The sequence below is a fragment of the Acidiphilium sp. MT5 genome, assembly GCF_054767495.1.
Genome location: NZ_BAABMR010000004.1, coordinates 41,500 through 66,899 on the forward strand (window position 1 = coordinate 41,500; position 25,400 = coordinate 66,899).

Sequence of the window (25,400 nt, forward strand, 5' to 3'; positions counted from 1 at the left end):
AAATTTGAGGGGAGCGTTCGCATGGCAAGGAAACAGGGCATGAGCAAGACAGCAGCGGCACGGCGACGGGTATGTTCGGTGATTGCCGTTATGATCGCGGGCGGGCTGATCGCCACGGCGCCGGCGGCGTGGGCGGGTCAGCCCGCATCCTATCAGCGGGCAGCGACCGCTTTGGCGCAGGGCAAGTTGCTTGATGCGCGCTTGGATTTGCTCAACACGGTCCATCAACATCCCAATGATGGCGCGGCGCACGCGCTGCTCGGCGACGTGCTGTTTCAGCTTGGCGATCCGGTCGCGGCGGAACGCGAGGCGCGCAAGGCGTTAGCGGCAAAGTTTGAGCCGGATCGCAGTCTTGCTTTGCTCTTGCGCTGCTATATTGCGCAAGGACGCTCGGTTGCATTGTTGCATGATTACCCGATTGGCACGGCAACCGGCGCGAAGGGGGCGGTGATTGCCGTCGCACGGGCGCGCGCGAACTTGGTACTATCGCGGTTTGATCGTGCCAAGGCGGATTTGCAGCAGGCGGCGACATTCGCGCCGGATGCGCCGGCGGTGTATTACGCGCAAATCGATCTGGCGTTTGCCACTCATGATCTGGCGCAGGTGCAAGCCGGTTTGGCGCAGGCGGCGAAGCTCGCCCCCGGCGCGCCGCGCTTGCTGCGGCGCCAGGCGCAGCTTGATCTGACCGAAGGCAAGCCGGCGGACGCAGTAACGCTATTGCAGCAGGCGAAGCAGAAAGACCCGGCCGATATCAAAACCATGTTGCTGCTGGTTCAGGCTTTATCATCGGCAGGGCAAATTCCGGCCGCACAGGCGCAACTCACCGAGGTACTAAAATTTGTGCCGCACTCGGTGGGTGCGGCGTATTTGCAGGCGACAATCGATGTTGATTCACATCATTGGCATCACGCGCATGTCATTTTGCAGCGTATTGGCGGCGCGGCGAAACAGGTTCCGGGCATTCTCTATTTGCAAGCGGAAACCGATGAAGCGTTGGGTCAGCCTGCCACCGCCTTGACGGCGGCGCAGAGCTTTGCCGCTCAGACGCCGGGGAATGTGGGTGCGCAAATGCTGGTGGCGCTGCTGGCGGTGCAGACGGGCCATTACCAACTCGCCCAAACCGCGCTCGATCACGCGGCCAAGGCGGGGCCGCTGAATGCGCAAGGATTGGATTTGCGCGCAGCGGTTGATTTTCACGAGCAGCATTGGGCGCAGGCGCGCACGGCGGTCAATCAGGCGTTGAAGCTCGATCCGCATGATGTTGCGGCGTGGCGGCGCTTGGGTCTTTTGGATATGCAAAGCGGTGCGTTTGCGAAAGCCGAACAGGATTTCCAAACAACAATGCAACTGGTACCGCCGCATGCGACTGCGATGCAGGTGGATGCCGAACATCATTTGGCGGTGGCGGCATTGTTCGCCGATGATATTCCTGGTGCGACCAAAGCCATCGCGCGACTAGACACGCTGGGTGGCCCCACGGCGGCGGCGCCCTTGCAGGCGCAACTGGCGATCCTGCATGGGGATTTGCCGACGGCGCAGGCCGCGTTTGAGCGGCTGTTGAAGGCCAATCCCAAATCGGTGCAGGCGCAACTCGGGCTCGCGCGCATCGACTTATTGGAGCAGAACCAGTCAGCCGCACTTGATCGGCTCACCAAGCTGGCGGCGCTGCACCCGGCGCAGCCGCGCATCATCCTGGCCTTGGTTGGTTTGCAGCGGGCCACGGGGCAACAAGCCGCCGCACTCGCGACGTTGGAGCGGGCGCATCGTCATGCGCCGGATAACGCGCAGTTCGTCGCGGCGATTTTGCAGCAGCAACGCGCGGCGAAGCAATTCCAGGCCGCATCCGGCCTGCTTGCTACGGTATCGCCGAGCGTGCGTGCAGATCCGGCGGTTTTGCTGCAACGGGCAATGCTGGCGGTGGCGCAGGGTCATTTGGATTCAGCCGCACTCAGCCTGCAAGCGGTGCTGGCCGCCCATCCGGATGATGTCGCGGGCCGCTTGGCGCTGGCGCATATCGATGTCGCGCGCAAACATCCGCGCGCGGCGGTGGCGGTGATCAAAGCCGGATTGCAGCGCGATCCGCACCAATTGGCGTTGATGGAGGCGCGTGTTGGCTTGGCCCAGCTGCAGCAAGGTCCGTCCGGGGCGCAGCAACAAATCGCGCAATTGAGCGCCGATCCAAGCCATCAGCCGCAGGCCGCTTTGTTGGAAGGGCTGCTCGATGAACAGCAGCATCAATGGCAAGCCTCTGCGACGGCGTTCACCAAGGCGTATACGAAAACCCCCTCGCCGACGCTGGCGCTGAATGCGATCCGGGCCGATCTGCAGGCCGGGCAACATCCGGCAGCGCTCGCGATGCTCAAATCCGCCGTCGGGCAATTTCCCAACGATGTTGCCCTGAGCGACATGAATGGCTCGCTCGCGATCGATCAAGGGCATCTGACAGCGGCGGCACAGGCTTATCGCCATTCGCTGCACTTAGCGCCGCAGGATACAGTGGCGTTGGATAACCTTGCATGGATCGAGGGCAAGCAAGGTAAGGCGGATGCGGTGGCGTTGGCCCAGCGGGCTTATTTCGGATCGCCACTGCCGCAAACGGCGGATACGCTGGGGTGGATTTTGCTCCGCCAGGATCACGGCAAGGCGCCGCCGGCGCAAGCGCTGACCTTGTTGAACGCCGCCCATGCGGGCGATCCGGCTAATCCATCGATCGCCTATCACGACGCGGTGGCGCTCGCACAATCGGGCGCGACGGCGCAGGCCATCACGATCCTTGAGCCGATTGTGGGGCCAAAAGCAAAAGCCGGGAGCCATCGGTTCGCTGATCAACCGCAGGCTGAAGCGCTGTTAACCAAATTGCAGCATCCGGGCTAAATCGGCTTATGCTGCATCTGCTGGTTCTGCTCTCGGCGATCATGATCCTGCTTGGGATGGCGGTGGCGCGACCCATGGTGGGCGTGCTGGCGTTTGACTGGATCTCGTTCATGAACCCGCAGCAGGAGCTGTACGGGATCGGCGCTCAATTGCCTTGGGCGTTAATGGCGGCGTTAGCGACGATCATTGGTTGCGCGGTGCGGCGCGAGCCCAAGCAATTCCCGATCACATCCACCCAAGCGCTGATTTTCAGCTTCGCGGGTGTGATTTCGATCAACAGTTTATTTGCTTTGGTGCCGCCGCAAGTTGAATTTCATGATTATCTGCAGCTGATGAAATCGCTGGCCTTTGCGTTGCTGGCCGGGGCCTTGATTACCAACCGCAGGCGGTTTCATGCGATTATTTGGCTGATGGTGATTTCGATTGGATATTACGGCGTGAAAGGCGGTATTTTTACCCTCCTCACCGCCGGCAAGGACCATGTGTATGGACCGGCGAATACCTTCATTGGTGATAACAACCAACTCGCCGTTGCGTTATTGATGACGCTGCCGTTGATGAATTATTTGCGCATGCATTCGCTGCATAAAATTGTGCGAACCGGCTTGGTGGCGGCGATGGTGCTAACATTATTCGCGGTGGTGGCGACCTACTCGCGCGGTGGTTTGATCGCGCTGGCGGCGATGGGGATACGGTTTTGGTGGAATGGCAAAAACCGGGCGATCAGTGCGGTGCTGATTGGCATTGTCTTGGTGGCCGCCATTGGGTTCATGCCGCCGGATTGGCAGGCGCGGATGTTCACGATTGTGCATTTCCATCATTCAAACTCGGCGAATGATCGGCTCACCGTATGGCGCGACGCGTTCGGGATTGCCGCGCATAATCCGCTGACCGGCGGCGGATTTCAGTCCACCGCGATCCCGGATGTGATCCATCGGTATTTTCCGATGGATCATCAACGCGCCACGCATAGTATCTGGTTTGAAGTGCTGGGCGATCAGGGTTTCCCCGCCTTGTTTATTTGGATCGCGCTCAATGTGAATGGTTTATTGATGGCGCGCGCCATTGCGCGGCGTGCCAAGCGCAATCCGTCCTTGGCGTGGCTTGGGGATTTTGGACGGATGGCGGAAGTCTCCATCATTGCCTTTATGGTTGGCGGTTCGTTCCTGTCCCTCGCCTATTATGATTATTATTTCATGCTGCTGATTGTTGTCTCCTCGGCGTTGGTGCTACTGCGCCATGCCGCGACGCAGACCAGCCGGGTGGCGAGCGCGCCGCAGGCACAAGGATGGCGGATGCGCCGGGCGGCATCGTTATGACCGCGATTTTTTTCTTGCTGGAGTTGGCGGCTGTGCTCTGGCTCGGATTCTGGAGTTTTGCCGAGCCGACGGAGAAAAACGCAGCCAAGCCGCCGCGCCCGACGCCGTTTGATTATGTCGATCATGCACCGGAACCGGGGGGCGAAACGCCAACGGCCAGCGGGGCGCGCTGGCGTCAACGACGCACCCAGGCGCGCAAGCGGTCCTGATGCGCATTGTTACGGTATCGACACTTTATCCGAATGGCGAATTTCCATCACATGGCATATTCGTTGAAACGCGGCTGCGCCATTTATGCGCAGATACCGGGTGCGACGGGCGGGTGATTGCGCCGACGCCGTATTTCCCATCGCGCAGCGCGCGGTTCGGGCGGTTTGGCCAATGGGGCCGGGTGGCGCCGCGCGAGACGCGTTTTGCGCTTGATGTTTTGCACCCACGCTACCTGGTGGTGCCGGGGGTGAGCCATGCGCTGACACCGGCGTTATTATATCGGGCGATGCGGCGCGGCCTGGAACAATTGCATGCCGATGGATTTTATCCCGACCTGATCGATGCGCATTATTTATATCCGGACGGGGTGGCGGCGGCCCGCCTGGCCGCGCATTTCAATTTGCCATTGGTGATGACGGCGCGAGGCTCGGATGTGACGGCCTGGCCGCAAGAACCGGGGCCGGCACGCCAAATCCGCGCAGCGATCAAGCAGGCGGACCATGTGATTGCGGTGAGTGCGGCGCTGGCTGAGGGACTCGGCACATTGGGCGCTGCGCCGGGGCAGGTGACGGTGCTGCGCAATGGCGTTGATTTGGCGCGGTTCATGCCGATCGATCCGGAGGCGGCGCGCGGTGCTGTGGGTCAGGCGCGGCGCTATGTGCTCTCGGTGGGGCATTTGATCCCGCGCAAGGGGCATGATCGGGTAATCCGGGCGCTGGGCGTGCTGCGGGATGGCGGTGTGAATGACGTTGATCTGTTGATTATCGGCAGCGGGCCGGAGGAGGCGCGGCTGCGCGGCTTGGCGGCATCGCTGGGGCTTGCCGCACAGGTGCGCTTCATCGGCTCGATCCGGCAAGAGGAATTGGCCCGGTTTTATGCCGGGGCGGACATGTTGGTGCTGGCCTCGAGCCGCGAGGGATGGGCCAATGTGCTGCTGGAATCGATGGCCTGCGGCACGCCTGTCGTGGCATCACCCGCGCCGGGCAACGCCGAAGTGGTGCGCGAAGCCGCGGCGGGACTGGTCGCGGCGGAGAACACGCCCGAAGCATTGGCCCAAGCGATGCGGCAGCTTTGGGCGGCACACCCTGATCGGGCGGCGACGCTTGCTTTTGCGGCGCGCCATGATTGGCGCAGCATCAGCCTTGGCCAATCCGCGATTTTCGAGGCGGTGCTGGCACGGTATCAGGCCGCGCGGCGGTGAGTGATCAGCGGAAAATCTGTCGGAAAATTTTACAGTGGGCGTTTTGGGATCGGTTAAAATTCTCATAAGCATCTGATTTTATTGGCAAGTGATAGTTTGGCACGATATCTGCTTACATACCGAGGCTACGTTTTTTATTCTTCAACAAAGGATTATCCTGATGTCTCTTAAAACAACGATCCTCGCCGCCTGTGCCGTCGGCGCGCTGATGGTCGGTGCTGGCGTTGCCCACGCCGCCCCGCCCAGCAATCTGGTGACCAATGGCAACTTCTCCTCGGTCGCTGATGGCGTCAGTGTCAGCGCGCAGTTCGGCAAAAGTGCGACGGTTCCCGACCAGCAGTTCGTGACCGGCTGGACCGGTAATAACGGCTATGAAATCTGGTATCCGTCGGCAAGTGCCGCGATGAGCGATAACGCTTACGGGCAATATAGTGGTACCACCAAGGAATATATCTGGAACGTCAGCGCGCCGCCGACCGGCCCCGGCACGTTTGTTGGCCTCGATGGTGACACGACATCCGGCGTGCAAAGCTCGATCAGCCAGGTGATCAACGGCCTTACGGTCGGCAGCACCTATCAGATCAGCTTTGATTGGGCCGGCGCGCAAATGGCAAGCCGGACGGGTGCGACGACCGATTCGTTGCTGGTCAGCCTCGGCAGCTCTCAGCAGAGCACCGCTGTGTTGAGCAATGCCAGCAAGGGCTTCACCGGTTGGGAAGCCGCGACGATGAGTTTCATCGCGACCAGCACCTCCGAAGCCTTGTCGTTCTTGGCGGTTGGTTCGCCGACCGGGTTGCCGCCAATGTCGCTGCTGACCAATATTTCGATGCAGCAGGTCGCCGTGCCTGAGCCGTCATCCTTGGCGTTGCTGGGTGGTGGCTTGGTGGGCCTTGGCCTGGTTCTGCGCCGCCGCCGCGCTGCGAAGAAGCAGCCGGTTACCAAAGTCTGATCAGGCGCCGGTCGTTCAGGTTTAGTGCCTGGACGACCGTTTGGTCTTGTGGTTGAACCCGTTGAATGCATGATTTTTTCATTGAAGTTTTGAGGCTGGCCGTTTGGCTGTTATTGCTTGTGGTGATTTTTGTGCCACTTGAGCGGGTTGCGGCGATTGAACGGCAGCCGATTTTTCGCAAACAATTTGCCGTTGATTTGGGCTATTACGCGATCAATTCCTTCCTCACCGGCGCGCTGCTGGCTGTTCCGCTCGCGATCATCGGGGCGGCGGTGCATCAGGCCGAGCCGATTGCGTTGGCTCACGCGATCAAGTCGCTTCCCTTCTGGGCCACACTTGCTTTGTCGGTTCTGGTCGCCGAAATCGGCTTTTATTGGGGACACCGGCTGACCCATCAAATTCCTTTTCTGTGGCGCTTTCACGCGATTCACCATAGTGCGGCGCAGTTGGATTTTCTCTCCAACACCCGCGCCCACCCGGTTGATATTGTGTTTGTGCGGCTCTGCGGCTTCGCGCCGTTATTTGCGCTGGGGCTGGCCGGCGGGGTTCGCACGCCCGCAATTGTGATCGTGCTGGGCACGATTTGGGGGTTTTTCATTCATGCCAATTTGCGCTGGCGGTTTGGCATTCTGGAATCCATTGTCGCCACGCCCTTTTTCCATCACTGGCATCATACCAACGATGCGATGCGTGACCGTAACTACGCGGCGATGCTGCCTTTGGTCGATCTGATCTTTGGCACGCTGCATTTGCCGAAACAGTGGCCCACTGACTACGGCATCGATAAGGCGATGCCGCCTTCCATGGTCGGCCAGATCATCAGCCCCTTCACCTCCGATTCCTCGCCGTGAGTTGAATCCTGATTTCAGCGCGGGGCGGCGGCGCGGGTTAGGCGGTCATTGATGGCGAGGCCGATATCATGGTCGGGGATCGGGCTTACTGCGATGGCAGTGAGGGCTTGGCGGGTTGCCTCGTTATCCAGGCGGCGGAGATGATCGAACAAATTGGCGGCGGCTTCGAGCAAATCGCCGCGTTCGGATAAATTATAGGCGAGGGCCGCGTCCGGCAAAATCGCGCCGAAACCGAGCAAAGCTTCGTGCGGTGCGACGCTGCGGGCGTCGAGGCGCATGGGCAAGGTGGGCGCGTAGTGCGAGGCCAGCAGGCCGGGGCTGCGCAGGATTTGTTCGCCCCCGTCCGCTCCAAGATTATCGCTGAGGGGGCCGATATGGCTTTCAATCGCGGCGCGGGAAATGGCGCCGGGGCGCAGCAGGCGCGCAGGGCCGGTGAGATCAAGCACGGTGGATTCCAACCCGACCATGCTGGGGCCGGATTGCAGCAAGGCGGCGATGCGGCCATCAAGCTCCGCGCGCACATGCTCGGGGCGGGTGGGGCTGATCCGCCCGGAGCGGTTGGCCGAAGGTGCCGCGACCGGACGGTCGACGGCGGCGAGCAAGGCTTGCGCAATCGGGTGGGACGGCACCCGCACGGCGAGTGACGACAACCCGGCGGCGGCGAGGCTCGCGATGGGCGAGCCAGGGTGGCGCGGCAGCACCAAGGTGAGCGGGCCGGGCCAGAACGCCTCGGCCAAAATGCGGGCGCGCTGATCCGCCACAGCATGCGCGAAAGCGGCGCTGGCGCTAGAAAAATGGCAAATCAGCGGATTAAAGCGAGGCCGCCCTTTGGCCGCGAAAATGCCCGCAACGGCGGTGGCGTTGGTCGCATCTGCGCCCAGCCCATAGACGGTTTCAGTCGCGAAGGCGACCAGTTCGCCCGCGCGGAGTGCCTGGGCGGCGCGGGCAATGCCTGCTGGCGTGTCCGGCAGATACAGCGTGCCGCCGGTCACGGATCAAGGTCGCGGCGGACCTGGGGGGTGCTGAGCAATTGATTGATCCGGGTTGCTTCATCCAGCGCTTCATCCGGCTGGAAATGCAAATCCGGCGTGACCCGCAGCCGCAGGCCACGACCAATTTCGCCGCGCAGAAATGGGCCTGCGCGTTTGAGGGCGGGCAATAATGGGGTGATGTCACCGCCGCCGAGCAGCGAGGCGAACACGGTGGCGTGTTTCAAATCCGGGCTCATTCGCACTTCGGCGACCGTGATCTGCGCGCCCACTAACGCCGGATCGCGAAATTCGGTGCGGATCAGAATATCCGCGAGCCGGTGGCGGATTTCTTCCGCCACCCGCCGCTGGCGTTGGCTGGGCTCGCCGGCGGCTACGCCGGAACGATTTCGGTTTCGTAGCATTCGACGACATCGCCTTCCCGCAAATCGTTGAAACCAGCGAAGGACAGGCCGCATTCATAGCCGCGTGCGACCTCTTTGACATCGTCCTTGAAACGCTTGAGTTGCGACAATTCGCCCTGATGGATCACCACCCCATCGCGCAGCAAGCGGACGCCGGCCCCGCGCTTGACCAGGCCTTCGGTGATATAGCAGCCCGCGACCTTGCCGACTTTGGTGATGTTGAACACTTGGCGGATTTCGGCATAGCCGAGGAATTTCTCGCGATGCACCGGCGCGAGCTTGCCCTTGACCAGCTTTTCGATATCGTCCGCGACCTCATAGATGATCGAATAATAGCGCACATCGACGCCATCGCGGGTGGCGAGTTGCCTTGCTTGGGCATTGGCGCGGACGTTAAAGCCGATGACCAGCGCCTCGGAGGCGCGGGCGAGCTGGATGTCGCTCTCGGTGATCTGCCCGACGCCGGAGAGCAGCACGCGAGCGCGCACCTCCTCATTGCCGAGTTTTTCCACGACGGCCTGGATTGCTTCGGCGCTGCCTTGCACATCCGCCTTGATCACCACGGCGACTTCTTTTTGCGCGCCGGCCTGAATTCGCGCCAGCATTTGATCGAGCGTGCCACGGGCGGCACCGCTGGCGGCGGCACTCCGGTCGCGCTCACGGCGCTGGCGGAATTCGGCGATTTCACGCGCCCGGCTTTCATTCTCGACCACCACGATCAGCTCACCAGCCGAGGGTACGCCGGACATGCCCAGCACTTCGACCGGCATTGACGGCCCAGCCTCCGCGATGGTGCGGCCCCGATCATCGAGCATGGCGCGGACACGGCCCGACTCGCCGCCCGCCACCACAATATCGCCCTGGCGCAGCGTGCCTTTTTGCACGAGCACGGTCGCGACCGGGCCACGACCACGATCTAGCCGCGCCTCGATCACGGTGCCTTCAGCCGGACGATCCGGGTTGGCGCGCAGATCGAGAATTTCGGCTTGCAGCAAAATGGCTTCCTGCAACGCGTCCAACCCGGTGCGCTTGAGAGCAGAGACTTCGACATCCTGGGTTTCACCGCCCATGCTTTCCACCACGATCTCGTGCTGGAGCAATTCGTTGCGCACCCGCTCAGGGTTGGCATCATGCTTATCGATTTTGTTGATCGCGACGATGATCGGCGCGCCGGAGGCTTTGGCGTGTTTAATCGCCTCGATGGTTTGCGGCATCACCCCGTCATCCGCCGCGACCACCAGGATCACGATATCGGTGACGCTGGCGCCACGGGCGCGCATGGCGGTGAAGGCCTCATGGCCCGGCGTGTCGATATAGGTGATGCGCCCGCCATCGGGCAGCGTAACTTGATAGGCACCGATATGCTGGGTGATGCCGCCCGCCTCGCTGGCCGCGACGGAGCTGGCGCGCAGCGCATCGAGCAGGCTGGTTTTGCCGTGATCGACATGGCCCATCACCGTGACCACTGGCGGGCGGGGCTGCCTGTCCTCATCGCGATCGGTCTCGCCGGCGAGGCCGATTTCCACATCATTTTCCGAGACCCGGCGCGCACGATGGCCAAACTCATTCACCACCAATTCGGCGGTATCCGCATCGATCGATTGGGTGGCGGCGGCCATCACACCCAGTTTCATCAGCGCTTTCACCACATCAGGCACGCGCGCCGCCATGCGGCTGGCGAGCTCTTGCACGGTGATATTGTCGGGCAGGGTGACATCGCGCACCACGCGCACCTGATCCGAGCGCAGCATTTCGAGTTCGGCTTGCCGACGCTCACGCTCGCGCTGACGGCGCACTGAGGCGAGCGAGCGGACGCGCTCATCCTCGCCTTCCAACGCGGCTTGCACATCGATCCGGCCACCACGGCGGTTATCGGGGAGTTTTTTGGCAACCGGTGCTACGGGTTTGCGCACCGGTGTTGCGCCGCCGCCGGGACGGCGGGCAACGCGGGGCGATTCATCATCATCATCGCGCCCACCGGGACGGCCCGGCTTGAGCCGCAAAGTTTCGGAGGGCACCGGCGTGTTACCCGGTGCGGCGGGGCGGCGGGCAGGACCGTTATTCGGCCCGTTATTGCCCGGGGCAGCCCCATCGCGGCGCGGCGCCGGACGCCCCGCGTCACGACCCGCGTCACGACCGGGTGCCGGGCGGGCGGGGGCGTTGCGATCTGACGGTCCTGAGCGATCGCCGTTGGCGCGATTGAAATTATTGCGCTCAGCATGGGCGCGGGCTTGCGGCGGCGCAGCGGGGGGCACCCGATTCGCCGGTTGCAGAGGTGCGACGTTATCGACCAGTTCGCTGGTGACCAGATGATCATCCGCCGTGCTGGTGCCGGACGGCGCTTCGCGCGCGTCACGCGCGGCATCGGCGGTTTCATCGGCGGGGTGCTGCGGGGCGGTGACGGCCTCGGTCATCGCCTTGGCTTCGATTTCCGCTTGTGCGCGGGCGGCCTCGGCCTGGGCGCGGGCAGCTTCGGCCGCGATGCGGGCCTCTTCCTCGGCTTTGCGCCGTGCCGCCTCGGCAGCGGAGAGGATGGACATTTTTTCTTGTTCGCGGCGCTCGGCCTCGCGCTTGGCAACTTCGCGCTGCTCGACCAAAGCGCGTTGACGCGCGGCCAGTTCGGTTTCGGTCAGCGCCCGCGGCACCGGGCCGGGGCTGGCTGGCTTTGCCGCCGGGCGGACGCCATCAGCCGCCGGACGCGTGGCATCGGCCTCGACCGGGGCGACGACGCTGCGTTTTTTGCGCACTTCGACCTGCACGACTTTTGATCGCCCATGGCTGAAGCTTTGCCGCACCGACCCGGCATCGACCGTGCGGCCAACTTCGGTTCGATTGGCTGGCCGCAGCGTCAAGCGGCCTTTGGTTTCGCCTTGGTCTTTATCGTCGCTCATATAATCCGATCCGTCATTGATAGGTCGAACCAGCGGGAAGCCCCGCCGATCCGGAATTCGCCGTCGTCATCCGGCGTCTCTCTGCCCGCTCTGCACGCCCGGCGCAACGCCCTGCCCGGGCAGAACCCCGCGCAACCGTGTTGCGTCCGCCAAAATCATCTCGGCAAGCCGCCCTGGCGCCAGGGCAACATGCACAATCGCGTCGCGACCAAAAACGGCACCCAACGTCGCGGCGTCCAATAGGTCGAGCACGGGAACATCGCGCCCTTGCAGCACCCGCCCCCGCTCCGTCACACTGCCATCGGCGGCGCCAACCAGCACCGCGCAGCGCCCGGCGGCCAAGGCCTCGCGCGCTTTTTCGAATCCGCCCACCGCCTGCCCCGCCCGCCGCGCCAAACCAAGCGATGCCATCAGCCGGTCGCGCAGAGCGAACACCACGCGATCGGCCAAATCATCGGGGACCGTGAGAGCCGGGATATTCAACGATCGTCCAGCCGCGCGCTGGAACACCCGACGCTTCAAAGCTTCCTGTATCACATCGCGCCGCGCACTCAACCATAATCCGCGTCCCGGCAGGGTTGCGGCAGCGTCAAACACCAGAGATCGATCCGGAGCAACAACAAAACGCAGCAGGGCGGCGCGCGGCCCCGCCTGGCGGGTCACCAGGCAGCGACGCTCCGGCGCACGCGGATCATCCAGCACCGGCAGATCAAGATCCGCCGTGTCGTGATCGAGATCCGGCGGTGATGCGGTCAGATCAGCCAGCTTGGTTATCCCCTTCGAACCAATGGGCGCGTGCGCCCATGATGATGGCGTTGGCGGTGTCGGCATCCATGTTGGCCTTGCCGACAATATCGATCAGCTCATCGCTCGCCAGATCGGCCAGATCATCGAGGGTGCGGATTTTGGCTTCGCCCAGCGCCACCAGCATGGTGGGGGTCAGCCCGTCGATGGCCACCAGCGCATCGCTCACGCCCAAAGCTTGGCGTTTTTCTTCCTGCTCAGCCGCCCGACGCTCCAGCGCCACAATCGCCCGGCGCTGCAACTCAGTGCCAATGGCTTCATCGAAACCCTCGATTTCCGCCAAATCTTCAATCGGTGTGTTCGCCAAATCCTCAATCCCCTCAAAGCCTTCTGTCACTAACAAACCGGCGATCACATCATCCACGTCCAGCGCCTCGACAAACAGGCCGCTGCGCCGACGGAACTCTTCCTGACGGCGCTCGCCTTCTTCCGCCTCGGTCAGAATATCGATATCCCAGCGGGTGAGCTGCGAGGCGAGGCGCACATTCTGGCCCCGCCGACCAATGGCCAGCGAGAGCTGCGAATCCGGCACCACCACTTCGACTTTGCCGCCTTCCTCATCGATCACCACTTTGGTCACCTCGGCAGGGGCCAGGGCGTTGACCACGAAGGTTGCGGGGTTCGGGCTCCAGGGGATGATGTCGATTTTTTCGCCCTGCAATTCCGCCACCACCGCTTGCACCCGCGAGCCGCGCATACCCACGCAGGCACCGACCGGATCAATCGAGGAATCGCGGGAAATCACCGCCATTTTCGCCCGTGACCCCGGATCACGCGCAACCGCCTTGATTTCGATAATGCCCTCGTAAATTTCCGGCACTTCCTGCGCGAATAATTTGGCGAGGAACCCTGGATGGGTGCGCGAGAGGAAAATTTGCGGGCCGCGCAACTCGTCACGCACATCATAAATGAAGGCGCGCACCCGGTCACCATTCTGAAAATTCTCCCGCGGGATGGTTTCATCGCGGCGCAGCAACGCCTCGGCGCGGCTGAGATCGACCATCAAATTCCCATATTCGGTGCGCTTGACGGTGCCGGTGATGATTTCGCCCACGCGGTCTTTGAACTCGTCATATTGGCGCTTACGCTCATATTCGCGCACACGCTGGACGATCACCTGCTTGGCGGTTTGCGCGGCGATGCGGCCAAAATCGATCGGCGGCAGCGGATCGACCAAATGGCCACCCAGCTCGATATCGGGTTTGAATTTTTTCGCGATATGCAGCGGAATTTGGGTCTCTTCGTTCTCCACCGTCACCACCGCCTCGGTCCAGCGCGACAGGCGGACATCGCCGGTTTTCCGATCGATGGTGGCGCGAATATCTTTTTCATGGCCGTATTTGGCGCGGCCAGCTTTCTGGATCGCCTGCTCCATCGCCTCCAGCACTTCCTCGCGATCGATTTGCTTCTCGCGGGCCACCGCGTCGGCGACCAGCAGCAATTCAGGGCGGGCTATTGCGGTATCCATGATCTGTCTCGCTTTTCCTAAAAAAACTATGATGTTGAGGCGTTCAGTTCGCGGCCGGCGGCTGCGCCGTCGCGCGGATCAATTCATCGGTGAGCACCAGCCGGGCGCGCTGTACATCGGCCAAATTCACCTCAATCGTCTCGCCGGTATCGAGTTTGAGCTGGGCGACGCCCGCTTGCGCGCCGAGCACCGTGCCGGTCAATCGTTTGCGGCCTTGCAGCGTGGGCACCGCCATATCGACGCGCGCGAGATGGCCGGCAAACCGAACCCAATCTTTCAAGCGGGTCAAAGGCCGATCGATGCCAGCAGAGCTGACTTCCAAAGTCCACGCCCCCTCAATCGGGTCTTCGACATCAAGCCGGGCGGAGACCAGATGGCTGATTTTTTCACAATCTTCGACGCTGATCTGGCTGCCATCCGCGCGATCCGCCATGATTTGCACAATTGGCCGCTGCCGCCCGATGATCGAGACGCGCACAAGCTCATAGCCCTGCGCTTCAAGGCCAGGAATGATCATATCGGCAATTCGGCCCTCAAGGCCGGTATGGGACGGACGGGTCTCATGCATCGGATCAACTCGCAGCTTGTCGCGCCGCCCAATAAAAAAGGCGGCCCGCTAAGGCCACCTCCGAACGGGCTGGAGCGTGATTTGGCATTCCATACGCCGAACGGCCCGATGCAGCAAGAGGCCGGCACGAACGAGCTTCTGGCCGATCAGGTGCGTGCAAACCCACCGCACACGCCACCTCGTCAGGCATTTGGATCTCTGATAGGGTCTTGCGTGCTGGGCTGCTGTTGTCTCCCGCGCCCGGCTCGACGCAATTACCCGGAGAATCAGGCGGCTTGGACATTAGGCGATTAATCGGTCGGGTCGCTGCATTCGGGCAAACGCGGCACGCATGGCCGGTCATCGGGCTCATCCTGATCCCGTGCCTCGCCAATTTATGGCTTCTGCTCGGCGTTGTGCAGGCAGATCCCGCCTATTATTATTCGTTTTTGGCCAGCAGTATACCTGGCCCTTATCGGGGTGCGCCCGACTGGTTTGACCCCACAATCGGTTTGATTACCGAGGCGCAGGGACACCTCGCTGCGTATGATTGGTTGCATGGCATTGTGCCCTGGTGGAACCCCTATACCGGCATCGGGATGCCGCTGGCTGCGGAAATGCAGACGTTGGCGTTTTTCATCCCTTTTGTATTCACACTGGCTCTGCCGCATGGCTGGCTGTTGCTGCGCCTGTCTTTGCAGATGCTGAGCGGCGTCACGCTCTATGCCTTGCTAACCGAATTGCGAACCACGCGCTTGGCTGCCTTTGTTGCCGGGGCGCTCTACGCGCTGAGTGGCACATTTTTCATGGTACCGCATGCCGCAACACCACTGCCATTCATTCCGCTCCTTTTGCTTGGCCTTGAACGCGCCGGTCGCGCTGCAGCAACTGGACAAAGACTCGGCTGGGGGTGGATTACAATCGCCGTCGCGCTCTTGGTTTATGCGGGATACCCCGAAATTGCTTATTTTGGCGGGTTGCTGGCCGCAGCCTGGACAATCGCGCGCTTTTCGTCGATGGGCGCGGCGCGTTGGTTGTTCATCGGCAAGGTCAGCGTTGCCGGCACACTCGGCCTGCTGATGACACTGCCCCTGCTCGTGCCATTTCTTCATTACCTATCGCATGCGTTCGTTGGTCCGCATGATGGTGGCTTCGCGGCTAGCCGCATGTCGCGTCAGGGCGATGGATTGGAGCTGCTGCCGTTTCTGTTCGGCCCGATTGGCGTCACGAGTCCGCCAGGGCTTCCCGTCGCGGCGGCCCGACATCTTGGACCCGCTTGGAATGATGTTGGGACCTGGTTTGGCCCGGTTGCGGTGATCGCTGCTTTGGCGTGGCCGTTCAGCGTTTGGCGGTTCGGGCCCCAGCGGGTCAAGGCGGGGCAAGTGGAGGCGGGGTGCAACCGGGTGATTGGCATCGCGCTCGGCGGCTTCATTTTGATCTGGGGACTGCGGTTGGTTGGTGTTCCAATGGTGCGGCAAGGGTTGAATTTGATCCCCGAGGTCGCCCGCGCCAATACGATCCGGTTTGTTGCCCCGGCGATGGATCTGGCAATGCTGATTTTGGCTGGTTTAGCCCTCGATCAGTGGCAACGACAAGGCGAGCTGTCGCGCCGACGGGCATTGGTCGTGTCGTTCATTGGACTGGGCTTGCTGGGCGCTGCCGTGCTGCCGATCGTCCCATTGATCGTGGCCTGGTATCATGCGGCACCAGACTTGCTGGGATTTGGCATGATCGCCTGTTCGATTGATCTAATCAGCGCGGTCCTGGTGCTCCGATTGCTGACCCGCGCGCCCAGCCCGGCTGGACGCAGCCTGATGGCCGCCATCATGATTGGCGATGCGATGTTAGGACTTGGGTCGGGCCAACTCTCGGCGGTTCATGATGCGCATTTGCATCAGACTGGCGTGGCGTGGTTGAAAAAACATCAAGGTTTGTCAAGAATTTTTACCACATTACCGTTCGCCGCGAATTATCCGTCGGCCTATCGCATCGCTTCGATTAATTCCAATCAGTTGCCGATTGATCAAGCTTGGATGAATTTTGTTTTTAACCAGCTTGGCTCGCCCAAAGATATGGTGCCGACGGTTGGGCAGCTCAATCGCTATGTGCGGCAGCGGGAGGCGGCCTATCAGTCGGTGGGAGTGCGCTATGTGCTGACATTGCCGGGTAGCGACCCGTTCCGCCGCAAACCAACCCCGAGCTTTGTTGCGAATGCCACGCACGCCTCGTTGCTCATCGGTCATCACAGTTTACGCGGTATTGCGCCCATCGCCGCAATACCCAAGAGACCCATCATTGCGGTTGATGTGCTGATCGGCACCTATGCAGGCGCCTCGACCGGCCCACTTTCACTGACCCTTTGCGCCGGAACGGACTGTGCCCAGGGCAAGCGCGATCTTGCCGGGGTTCCTGACGACCAATTTTTGAGAATAACGCTTAATCATCCGCTCCAAATGCACCCACCCGATCGTCTTAGCTATAAACTTCAACATCAAACGGGCAACGCTGTCGCGATCTGGACCGGCTCCACCACAACCGGGCCTCTCGCGGATCTGCGCTTAATCAGCGCACCAGCTTCTGATCATGTGCAAACGGTCTTTCGCGGCAAGGCCATGACGATCTATCAACTCCCGCACCCGGCGGCCATTTTTGCCGCTCGTGAATGCCAACTCACACCCGATGGCTGGAATAGCGTGTCGGCCCAATGCCGAGCACCCAGCTTGTTGATCCGACGGGTCGCATGGTTCGCCGGTTGGCATGCCAGGATCAACGGATTGGTCGCGCCAGTCGGACGCCATGGACCTTTGTTTCAATCGGTCGCACTGCCTGCCGGACCCAGCCATGTGCGGTTTTTTTATCGGCCACGCGGCACCATTCCGTCCGTTATGATCGCGCTCGCTGCTCTGGTGCTCCTGTTGTTGGCATATCGACCGAGGACTCAAGCATTTTCCATCCGTATGGGTTCACGGACGAAGCTCTAATCCATTGTTCTGGCGCGTGTTTTGGCGCGTAACTATATCGGAACAGATGATCCCATCGGATGAAATGTTGCTTGGCGACACCACCATGGGCGCCGATGGGCCAACCGGCCAGCCTCCATGACCCAGCTTGTATTTTCCTGATCAACGCATATCCTGGAGAGAGAAATAATGGGGATTGCAAACATGGTAAAATTTGGAATGGCGCAGCCGGTCAAGCGCGTTGAGGATGTACGGTTGCTCAAAGGTCATGGCACCTACACGGATGATGTGAACCAGCCCGGTGCTTTGCATGTGGTTATTTTGCGCTCGCCGCATGCGCATGCCACGATCAAGGCGATTAATACCAAAGCTGCTTTGGCGCTGCCGGGGGTGGTGGCGATTTACACGGCGTCTGATCTGGATGCGGACAAGGTGGGGCCAATCCCCTGCATGGTGCCGATTACCAATCAAGACGGCTCCGCGCGCGCCGATGCGCCGCGACCGATTCTCGCCAAGGGCACGGTGCGCCATGTGGGCGAGGCGGTGGCCATGGTGGTGGCCGAAACCGCCAGCGCCGGGCGCGATGCTGCCGAGGCGATCATGGTCGATTACGACACCAAACCCTCAATCACCGCCCTCGCCCAAGCGCGCGATCCGGCAGCACCGCAGGTGCGTGCGGATGTGCCCCGCAACACGGTGTTTGATTGGGCCACCGGCGATAAAGACCAAGTTGACGCCCTGTTCGCCCAAGCCGCGCATGTGACCGCGATCAAAATTGTGAATAACCGCATCGTGGTCAATGCCATGGAGCCACGGGCGGCCTTGGCCGATTTTGACACCGAAACCCAGCGCTGGACCCTGACCTCGAACACGCAGGGCGGCTGGCTGCTGAAAAATATTTTGAGCCAGGCGGTGTTTCAGGTGCCCGCAGATCGGTTCCGAGTGATCACGCCGGATGTGGGCGGTGGTTTTGGGATGAAATTATTCGTCTATCCGGAACATGCGATGGTTTGTTTTGCTGCACGCAAGCTGGGCCGCCCGGTGAAATGGACGGCGGAGCGCGGCGAATCGTTTCTCTCGGACACTCATGGCCGCGATCACGTTACCGAGGCCGAATTGGCCTTGGACGCCGATCATAAATTCCTCGCGATGCGGGTGCGCAATATCGCCAATATGGGTGCCTATTTATCGAATTTCGCGCCTTATATCCCGACCATGCTCGGCACCAAGGTTCTCGCCTCGGTCTATGATTTCAAGGCGATCCACGCGCAGGTGTTTGGCGTGTTCACCCATACCGTGCCGGTCGATGCGTATCGCGGGGCGGGGCGGCCCGAGGGGAATTATCTGGTCGAACGGCTCATCGATGCGGCGGCGCGTGAGCTGGGCGTTGATCGGGCGGCGTTGCGGCGCGCCAACATGGTGCCAGCCAGCGCCATGCCATACTTGACCGCGATGCAGCAAAATTATGATTCCGGTGACTTCATCCAGGTGATGGATCGCGCCTTGGAAATGATTGACTGGGCGGGATTCCCGGCCCGCAAGGCGGCATCACGGGCGGCGGGCAAGCGGCGCGGCATTGGCATGGCCTATTATTTGGAAGCGACCGGCGGCGCGCCGGAAGAGCGTGCGGAAATTTGCTTCACCCGCGATGGCTATGCGGATGTGTATGTCGGCACCCAATCGAGCGGTCAGGGCCACGAGACCGCCTATGTGCAAATCACCGCCGACCGGCTTGGCATCGATCCTGACCGCATCCGGATCAAGCAGGGCGACACCGACCGGATTCCGGTGGGCGGCGGCACCGGCGGCGCGCGCAGCCTCTATTCCGAAGGCCAGGCGATTTTGGTGACCACCACCAGCCTGATCGAAAAAGCCAAAAAGGCGGCGGGCGAGGCGCTGGAAGCGGCTTCAGCCGATATCGAATTTGCCGATGGTGCCTTCAAAATCATCGGCACCGACCGTTCGATCACGCTGATGGATCTGGCCGCGACGCTGCATGATGACGCGACCGACGGCAACGCGCTCGATACCGCCGAAATCGCCACCATCGCGCATCACACCTTCACCAATGGCTGCCATATCGCCGAAGTCGAGATCGATCCGGAGACCGGCACGATTGCGGTGCAGCGCTATTTGGTCTGCGATGATGTCGGAAAAATCGTGAACCCGATGATCGTGCGCGGTCAGGTCCATGGCGGCGTCGCCCAAGGGTTGGGGCAGGCGCTGATGGAAAACACCGCCTATGATCCGGAATCGGGCCAGCTCATTGCCGGCAGCTTCATGGATTATGCCTTGCCACGTGCGGATGACATGCCCGATATTGAGGTTGAGTTCCTCGAAATCCCCTGCACCACCAATCCGCTCGGGGTGAAGGGTGCGGGCGAGGCCGGGGCGGTTGGCTCGCCGCCGGCATTGATTAACGCGGTGCTCGACGCGTTGGCCGAGGATGGCGTGCGCCATATCGACATGCCTGCGACCCCTGAGCGCGTGTGGTCAGCCATTGCTGAGGCGCGCCAGGCGGCATGATCCATCTGGTCAAACTCGCCGTCGGCGTGCGCGATATTGGCCATCTGGCTGAAATCCAACGCCGACGGATGGAGAATGACCCGCCTTTGCGCCATCAGACGCGCTCAATGCCCAAGCGCGCCGAGGAACTGACCCAAGGCGGCTCGCTCTATTGGGTGATTACCGGCGCGATTTTGGTGCGTCAGCGCGTGATCGACGTGATTGAGGATGTGTGGGATGATGGCTCGCCCTGTGCCGGGCTGGTGCTTGATCCCGCCTTGGTGCGGGTGGTGGCGCGCAGCACCAAACCGTTTCAGGGCTGGCGCTATTTGAAGCCCGAAGACGCACCTTCGGACCTCGCGGCGGGCAGCACCACCATTGCGGATGATTTGCCGGTGCACTTGCTGCGCGCCCTCACCGAACTCGCGCTCCTGCCATAAGGATCACCCATGCTCGATGCTCTGCGTTCCCGATTGCCCGAGTCTTGGCGCCGGTTTGTTCCGGCGAAAATGCCGTGGAGCCCGACCACGGTTCCGGTGGTGCGCCTGACCGGGGTGATCGCCGCGCGCGAGGGGGCAATTAATCTTGATCGGTTCGCGCCGCTGCTGGATCGCGGCTTTGCGCAGGCGAAACAGGGCCAAAAATTATTGCTCCTCGCGATTGAAAGCCCCGGCGGCTCGCCCGTGCAATCGGACCTGATCGGGGCCTATATCAGGCGCAAGGCCGCCGAGACCGATGTGCGGGTGATTGCGGTGATTGGCGATGTCGGCGCGTCCGGCGGCTATTGGATTGCGTGCGCGGCGGATCAGATTTTTGCCAATCGGATGAGCATTGTTGGCTCGATCGGGGTGATTGGCGGCGGCTTTGGCGCGGTGGATTTGCTCCGGCGCATCGGCGTTGAGCGCCGGGTGGTGACGGCGGGTGCCAATAAGTTGCGCAATGATCCGTTCAGTCCAGAGCGGCCCGATGATGTCGCGTTCAATCGGGATTTGCTCGATGATATTCACACCCAATTCAAGGATTGGGTGCGCGAGCGGCGCGGCGCTTCCATCGAAAACCACGAAGATGCGGTTTTTGACGGGTCGTATATGCTGGGCAGCAAGGCGCTGCGCCTCGGTCTGATCGATGCGCTGGGCGATGTGCGCAGCATCATCCATGCCGAAGCGGGCAAGGATGCGAAGCCCGCTTTCATTGGCCCCCGGCGCAAATTCAGCCTCGCGCGCCTGCTGGGCGGGGCCGGCAGCGCGATGCTGAACACGATCGAGGCCGAGGCCTGGCACGGGCGCGCCCCGAAATAACTGCCTAAATTTTACCCAAAATTCGATAATAATTCGCGCAACCTCACGATTTAGGGCGGTTGATATCGCCCTAGCGGGTGATTTTGCCCCAATATTGCGCGCCTGACGGCGGTTGGCACGATCCCTGCTTAGCTCTCTCCGGTGCAGTTTGCTGCCTCGGGTTCGCTTGGACCCGCAACATAGACGGCTGGGAAATACGGAGAAACCGAATGTCGCTTGTACCTTCACCGAGTTGGCTCAATACGGGTGATAACGCTTGGCAATTAACCGCGGCAACCCTGGTCGGGTTGCAGAGCGTGCCAGGGTTGGTTGCGCTCTATGGCGGCGTCGTCAAGAAAAAATGGGCGATCAACTCGGCCTTTATGGCCTTGTATGCGTTTGCCATTGTGCTCGTGGTTTGGATGCTGTGGGCGTATAATATGTCGTTCGGCAAGCCATGGCTGGATGTTGGCAAGCTCGGCGCGTTCATCGGCCATCCGGGGCAGATTACCTCGGCCTGGAACGAGGAAAAACAGGCGATCATTCCGGCGGCGGCGGGCGGCATGCCGCCTTTGGGCTATGGCATGGCGACGCTGGTTTACTTCCAGTTCGTGTTCGCCGCGATCACCCCGATCATTCTGGCCGGCTCCGTGCTCGGGCGGATGAATTTCAAAGCCTGGATGATTTTCGTCCCGCTCTGGACGACGTTCGTCTACTCAATCGGCGCATTTTCACTGTGGGCCGGTGGCTGGCTCGGTTCGCTCGGCGTGGTCGATTACTCGGGCGGCTATGTTATTCACTTGGCGGCGGCGGCCTCGGGCTTCACGGCGGCGGCGGTGATTGGTCCGCGCCTGAAGCGGGATCGCGAAGTGTTCCCGCCCAACTCGCTGCTGATCACGCTGATTGGTGCCGGTTTGCTCTGGCTCGGCTGGTCCGGCTTTAACGGCGGCGATCCGTATTTTGCCAACGCCGATGCCGGTGCGGCGGTGCTGAACACGCATTTGACCACCGCTGTTTCGCTCCTGGTCTGGTTGATGCTGGACGTGTTCGCCTTCGGCAAACCCTCAGTGCTGGGTGCGGTGAACGGCATGATCGCTGGCTTGGTCGCGATTACCCCGGCGGCGGGCTATATTAACGGCCTCGAAGCCATCGTGCTTGGCGTGTTCTCCGGCGCGCTGCCCTGGCTGACTTGGAACAAGCTCGGCAAAACCAAGCTGTTTTCCAAGGTCGATGATACGTTGGGCGTGATCCACACCCATGGCGTCGCGGCGCTGGTCGGCGGCATCGGCGTCGGCGTGATGGCCGATCCGAAAATGATCGAGTATCTCGCGACCGGCAAAGACAGCGTGGTGAATGTGACCGGCTGGCTCTACGGCAATTTCCACCAAGTGGTGCTGCAATTCTATGGCGCAGCCTTCATCATCGTGCTGAACGTGGTTGGCACCTTCATCCTGCTCAAGCTGATCGGCTTGGTGGTGCCGCTGCGCATGGATGACGAAATGCTGGCCATGGGCGATGAAGCGGCGCACGGCGAAGAAGCCTACGCGATCTTTGCCGATGGCGCGCGCGGCGTGCCGGTCATGGGCGACTGATTTTTCCACCTGCCCCGGCCCGCTTTTGGGCCGGGTTTTGCCGCAATCAGCCGGACCTTCGCGGGTCCGGCTGATTTGTTTTGTGGAATCAGGCGGTTTTGGTATATAGTTCGTGCAAGATCGTTCGGAGAGAAGTTTCTGATGTCCGTGACCACTCAATCCCGTCCGTTTTTATCGCCGGCGCTGAAAGCGCGGCTGGGTCGGCGGGCTGCGGAAATTCTGGCGCTGATCTTGACCTTGATCGGGCTGACCTTGCTGATTGCCCTGGTCAGCTACCATCCGAGTGATCCGTCCTTCAACACCGCCTCCAACCTGCCGGTGCGCAATTTGCTCGGGTCGCCCGGTGCGGCGCTGGCGGATGGGTTGCTGCAAGGTTTCGGTATTTTTGGCGCCCTGCCCGCTTTGGTGCTGTTCGGCTGGTCATTTGTGCTGGTCAATCGCGGCGTGCTGCGCCGCTGGCGGTTGCGCGCGCTCGCGACGCTGATCGCCATGCCCTGCCTCGCCGGGGCGATGGGCGCGTGGCACGCGGCTTCTTCCCTGCATTTTCCCGCCTATGCGGGTCCGGGCGGGGTGGTGGGCGCGTTGCTCGGCGCCGCACGGTTCGGCCTGTTCGGCTCGTTGGCTTCCATCATCGTGCCGGTGCTGTGCCTCGCGATCGGGCTGCCCACGGCGCTCTATGCGATTGGCCTGACCTTTGGCGAATGGCGGGCAGCGGGCTCGCGCGCGGCGCGGATGGCGCGCGGTTCGGTGCGCGGCGCGCGCGGCGGGGCTGGCAATGTTTCGGCCTGGCTGGCACCCGTACTCGCGAATCCGCCCCTGGCCCATCAAGCTCGGGCGGCCAGCGTCGATGCGATGGAAGGAAACCCTTTATCGGCAACGCGGGGGATCGAAGCGAGCTTGTTTGATCCGCCCGACCAGCCCATTGCCCCGGCCTTGCGCCCAACCGAGCGGACGGCGGAGCGCGATGGTGGATCGAAAGTGCGGTTGACCCGCGCCGCGCCGGTGAAAAAGGCGCCGCCGAAGCAAGAGCGTTTGCCCCTGCCGGATGCGCATTGGCGTCTGCCGCCGCTGGAATTGCTGCGCACCGCCCCGCCGCGCGGCGAGGTTGGCCCGTCAGCCGAGGCGTTGCAGGCCAATGCCCGGCTATTGGAAACCGTGCTCGCCGATTATGGCGTGCAAGGGCGCATCGTGGAAATTCGCCCCGGCCCGGTGGTGACGTTGTATGAGCTTGAACCGGCCCCCGGCATTCGCTCGGCGCGGGTGATCGGCCTTGCCGATGATATTGCGCGCAGCCTATCGGCACTCGCCGTGCGCATCGCGACCGTGCAGGGGCGCAATGTGATTGGCATTGAGGTGCCGAACGCCAAGCGCGAGACGGTGTTTCTCTCCGAATTGATGGAAGTCGCGGAGTGGGACAATCATTCCGGCAAGCTCGCCCTCGCGCTGGGCAAGGATATTGGCGGCATTCCGGTGATTGGCGATTTGTCACGCATGCCGCATTTGCTGATCGCGGGCACCACCGGCTCGGGCAAATCGGTCGGCATCAACGCGATGATCCTTTCGCTCCTCTATCGGCTCTCGCCGGAAGAGTGCCGCCTGATCCTGATTGATCCAAAAATGCTCGAACTCTCGGTCTATGAAGGTATTCCGCATCTGCTCGCCCCGGTGGTGACCGAGCCGGCCAAAGCCGTCGCCGCGCTGAAATGGGTGGTGCGGGAAATGGAGCGGCGCTACCGCTCGATGAGCCAGCTCAGCGTGCGCAATATTGCGGGCTATAATGAACGGGTGAATGAGGCGCTGGCGCGCGGCGAAGTGGTGACGCGGCGGGTGCAAACCGGGTTTGACGAGGAAACTGGAAGGCCGATTCTCGAAGACCAGCCGATTGCGCTGCAAGCGCTGCCGCTGATCGTCGTGGTGATCGATGAAATGGCAGACCTGATGATGGTCGCCGGCAAGGAAATCGAAGCCGCCGTGCAGCGCCTCGCGCAAATGGCGCGCGCGGCGGGGATTCACGTGATTATGGCAACCCAGCGCCCCTCGGTCGATGTGATCACCGGCACGATCAAGGCCAATTTTCCAACCCGCATTTCGTTTCAGGTGATCAGCAAGTTCGATAGCCGCACCATCCTCGGTGAACAGGGGGCGGAGCAACTGCTGGGCATGGGCGATTTGCTCTATATGGTCGGCGGCGGGCGGATCACCCGCGTGCATGGCCCGTTCGTGACCGATCGCGAAGTTGAGGATGTGGTCGCGTTTTTACGCGAGCAGGGCGAACCTGACTATGTCGAGGCGGTGACCGAAGCGGTCGATGAAGACACCCCTGCCCTGCCCGGTCTGGCGGCAGCCGAATCCGGCGAGGGCGGCCTCTATCAGCAGGCGGTTGCCGTGGTGGCACGCGAAGGCAAGGCCAGCACCAGCTTTCTGCAACGCCATTTGCAAATTGGCTATAATCGCGCCGCAAAATTGATCGAGCAGATGGAAAAAGCCGGGGTGGTCAGCCCGGCCAATCACGTGGGCAAGCGCGAAGTGTTGATTGCGGTGGATCGCGATCAGTAGGGC

General features: G+C 61.8%; 18 protein-coding genes. 12 read left to right on the forward strand and 6 right to left on the reverse strand.

Annotated features, from left to right (window positions below; genetic code table 11):
• The first annotated feature begins 39 nt into the window (after window positions 1-39).
• From prsT to ACYUCQ_RS05725, 6 genes are all read left to right on the forward strand, one after another.
• Window positions 40-2,874: an XrtA/PEP-CTERM system TPR-repeat protein PrsT gene (gene prsT / locus ACYUCQ_RS05700; RefSeq protein ID WP_460253549.1), complete on the forward strand. Its 2,835-nt coding sequence runs from the start codon at window positions 40-42 to the stop codon at window positions 2,872-2,874.
• Window positions 2,875-2,882: 8 nt separating this feature from the next.
• Window positions 2,883-4,193: a putative O-glycosylation ligase, exosortase A system-associated gene (locus tag ACYUCQ_RS05705; RefSeq protein ID WP_460253550.1), complete on the forward strand. Its 1,311-nt coding sequence runs from the start codon at window positions 2,883-2,885 to the stop codon at window positions 4,191-4,193.
• On the forward strand, window positions 4,190-4,402 hold the full coding sequence (locus ACYUCQ_RS05710; protein WP_460253551.1) for a hypothetical protein: 213 nt from the start codon (window positions 4,190-4,192) through the stop codon (window positions 4,400-4,402). Before ACYUCQ_RS05705 ends, ACYUCQ_RS05710 begins: the two co-directional genes overlap by 4 nt.
• On the forward strand, window positions 4,402-5,604 hold the full coding sequence (locus ACYUCQ_RS05715) for a glycosyltransferase family 4 protein (RefSeq protein WP_460253552.1): 1,203 nt from the start codon (window positions 4,402-4,404) through the stop codon (window positions 5,602-5,604). Before ACYUCQ_RS05710 ends, ACYUCQ_RS05715 begins: the two co-directional genes overlap by 1 nt.
• A gap of 160 nt (window positions 5,605-5,764) precedes the next feature.
• A complete protein-coding gene (locus ACYUCQ_RS05720; RefSeq protein WP_460253553.1) occupies window positions 5,765-6,553 on the forward strand; it encodes a DUF642 domain-containing protein in 789 nt (262 codons plus the stop codon).
• A gap of 65 nt (window positions 6,554-6,618) precedes the next feature.
• Window positions 6,619-7,404 (forward strand): sterol desaturase family protein, encoded by a 786-nt coding sequence (locus ACYUCQ_RS05725; protein WP_460253554.1) that lies wholly within the window; start codon window positions 6,619-6,621, stop codon window positions 7,402-7,404.
• A gap of 14 nt (window positions 7,405-7,418) precedes the next feature.
• Here ACYUCQ_RS05725 and ACYUCQ_RS05730 read toward each other — a convergent pair whose 3' ends face one another.
• The 6 genes from ACYUCQ_RS05730 to rimP form a co-directional block, all read right to left on the reverse strand.
• A complete protein-coding gene (locus tag ACYUCQ_RS05730) occupies window positions 7,419-8,396 on the reverse strand; it encodes an L-threonylcarbamoyladenylate synthase (protein ID WP_460253555.1) in 978 nt (325 codons plus the stop codon).
• Complete coding sequence (gene rbfA, locus ACYUCQ_RS05735; RefSeq protein ID WP_460253556.1) at window positions 8,393-8,797, reverse strand: 30S ribosome-binding factor RbfA; 405 nt, start codon at window positions 8,795-8,797, stop codon at window positions 8,393-8,395. Before rbfA ends, ACYUCQ_RS05730 begins: the two co-directional genes overlap by 4 nt.
• Window positions 8,767-11,688 (reverse strand): translation initiation factor IF-2, encoded by a 2,922-nt coding sequence (gene infB, locus ACYUCQ_RS05740; protein ID WP_460253557.1) that lies wholly within the window; start codon window positions 11,686-11,688, stop codon window positions 8,767-8,769. The genes rbfA and infB overlap by 31 nt, the downstream gene beginning before the upstream one ends.
• Before the next feature lie 66 nt (window positions 11,689-11,754).
• A complete protein-coding gene (locus ACYUCQ_RS05745; RefSeq protein ID WP_460253558.1) occupies window positions 11,755-12,519 on the reverse strand; it encodes a DUF448 domain-containing protein in 765 nt (254 codons plus the stop codon).
• A complete protein-coding gene (gene nusA, locus ACYUCQ_RS05750) occupies window positions 12,446-13,960 on the reverse strand; it encodes a transcription termination factor NusA (RefSeq protein WP_460253559.1) in 1,515 nt (504 codons plus the stop codon). The genes ACYUCQ_RS05745 and nusA overlap by 74 nt, the downstream gene beginning before the upstream one ends.
• Before the next feature lie 43 nt (window positions 13,961-14,003).
• Entirely contained in the window at window positions 14,004-14,528 is a 525-nt protein-coding gene (gene rimP / locus ACYUCQ_RS05755) for a ribosome maturation factor RimP (protein WP_460253560.1), read from the reverse strand.
• A gap of 275 nt (window positions 14,529-14,803) precedes the next feature.
• Here rimP and ACYUCQ_RS05760 point away from each other — a divergent pair, with 275 nt between their 5' ends.
• The 6 genes from ACYUCQ_RS05760 (at window position 14,804) to ACYUCQ_RS05785 (ending at window position 25,397) form a co-directional block, all read left to right on the forward strand.
• Window positions 14,804-17,488, forward strand: coding sequence for a hypothetical protein (locus ACYUCQ_RS05760; RefSeq protein ID WP_460253561.1), 2,685 nt, complete (start codon window positions 14,804-14,806; stop codon window positions 17,486-17,488).
• A gap of 183 nt (window positions 17,489-17,671) precedes the next feature.
• Complete coding sequence (locus tag ACYUCQ_RS05765) at window positions 17,672-19,993, forward strand: xanthine dehydrogenase family protein molybdopterin-binding subunit (protein ID WP_460253562.1); 2,322 nt, start codon at window positions 17,672-17,674, stop codon at window positions 19,991-19,993.
• On the forward strand, window positions 19,990-20,412 hold the full coding sequence (locus ACYUCQ_RS05770; protein ID WP_460253563.1) for a DUF1489 family protein: 423 nt from the start codon (window positions 19,990-19,992) through the stop codon (window positions 20,410-20,412). The genes ACYUCQ_RS05765 and ACYUCQ_RS05770 overlap by 4 nt, the downstream gene beginning before the upstream one ends.
• A 9-nt stretch (window positions 20,413-20,421) precedes the next feature.
• Entirely contained in the window at window positions 20,422-21,270 is an 849-nt protein-coding gene (locus ACYUCQ_RS05775) for a S49 family peptidase (protein ID WP_460253564.1), read from the forward strand.
• Between the two features lie 209 nt (window positions 21,271-21,479).
• Window positions 21,480-22,841: an ammonium transporter gene (locus ACYUCQ_RS05780; protein WP_460253565.1), complete on the forward strand. Its 1,362-nt coding sequence runs from the start codon at window positions 21,480-21,482 to the stop codon at window positions 22,839-22,841.
• Between the two features lie 141 nt (window positions 22,842-22,982).
• Window positions 22,983-25,397, forward strand: coding sequence for a DNA translocase FtsK (locus ACYUCQ_RS05785; protein ID WP_460253566.1), 2,415 nt, complete (start codon window positions 22,983-22,985; stop codon window positions 25,395-25,397).
• The last annotated feature ends 3 nt before the right edge of the window (window positions 25,398-25,400 follow it).

Bases quoted from the DNA above. Each gene is read 5' to 3' on its own strand.
- ACYUCQ_RS05745 (WP_460253558.1), bottom strand. From the start codon at position 12,519: ATGCCGACACCGCCAACGCCATCATCATGGGCGCACGCGCCCATTGGT.
- ACYUCQ_RS05715 (WP_460253552.1), top strand. From the start codon at position 4,402: ATGCGCATTGTTACGGTATCGACACTTTATCCGAATGGCGAATTTCCA.
- ACYUCQ_RS05765 (WP_460253562.1), top strand. From the start codon at position 17,672: ATGGTAAAATTTGGAATGGCGCAGCCGGTCAAGCGCGTTGAGGATGTA.
- prsT (WP_460253549.1), top strand. From the start codon at position 40: ATGAGCAAGACAGCAGCGGCACGGCGACGGGTATGTTCGGTGATTGCC.
- infB (WP_460253557.1), bottom strand. From the start codon at position 11,688: ATGAGCGACGATAAAGACCAAGGCGAAACCAAAGGCCGCTTGACGCTG.
- ACYUCQ_RS05770 (WP_460253563.1), top strand. From the start codon at position 19,990: ATGATCCATCTGGTCAAACTCGCCGTCGGCGTGCGCGATATTGGCCAT.
- ACYUCQ_RS05725 (WP_460253554.1), top strand. From the start codon at position 6,619: ATGCATGATTTTTTCATTGAAGTTTTGAGGCTGGCCGTTTGGCTGTTA.
- rbfA (WP_460253556.1), bottom strand. From the start codon at position 8,797: ATGCTACGAAACCGAAATCGTTCCGGCGTAGCCGCCGGCGAGCCCAGC.
- nusA (WP_460253559.1), bottom strand. From the start codon at position 13,960: ATGGATACCGCAATAGCCCGCCCTGAATTGCTGCTGGTCGCCGACGCG.
- ACYUCQ_RS05785 (WP_460253566.1), top strand. From the start codon at position 22,983: ATGTCCGTGACCACTCAATCCCGTCCGTTTTTATCGCCGGCGCTGAAA.
- ACYUCQ_RS05780 (WP_460253565.1), top strand. From the start codon at position 21,480: ATGTCGCTTGTACCTTCACCGAGTTGGCTCAATACGGGTGATAACGCT.
- rimP (WP_460253560.1), bottom strand. From the start codon at position 14,528: ATGCATGAGACCCGTCCGTCCCATACCGGCCTTGAGGGCCGAATTGCC.
- ACYUCQ_RS05710 (WP_460253551.1), top strand. From the start codon at position 4,190: ATGACCGCGATTTTTTTCTTGCTGGAGTTGGCGGCTGTGCTCTGGCTC.
- ACYUCQ_RS05720 (WP_460253553.1), top strand. From the start codon at position 5,765: ATGTCTCTTAAAACAACGATCCTCGCCGCCTGTGCCGTCGGCGCGCTG.
- ACYUCQ_RS05775 (WP_460253564.1), top strand. From the start codon at position 20,422: ATGCTCGATGCTCTGCGTTCCCGATTGCCCGAGTCTTGGCGCCGGTTT.
- ACYUCQ_RS05705 (WP_460253550.1), top strand. From the start codon at position 2,883: ATGCTGCATCTGCTGGTTCTGCTCTCGGCGATCATGATCCTGCTTGGG.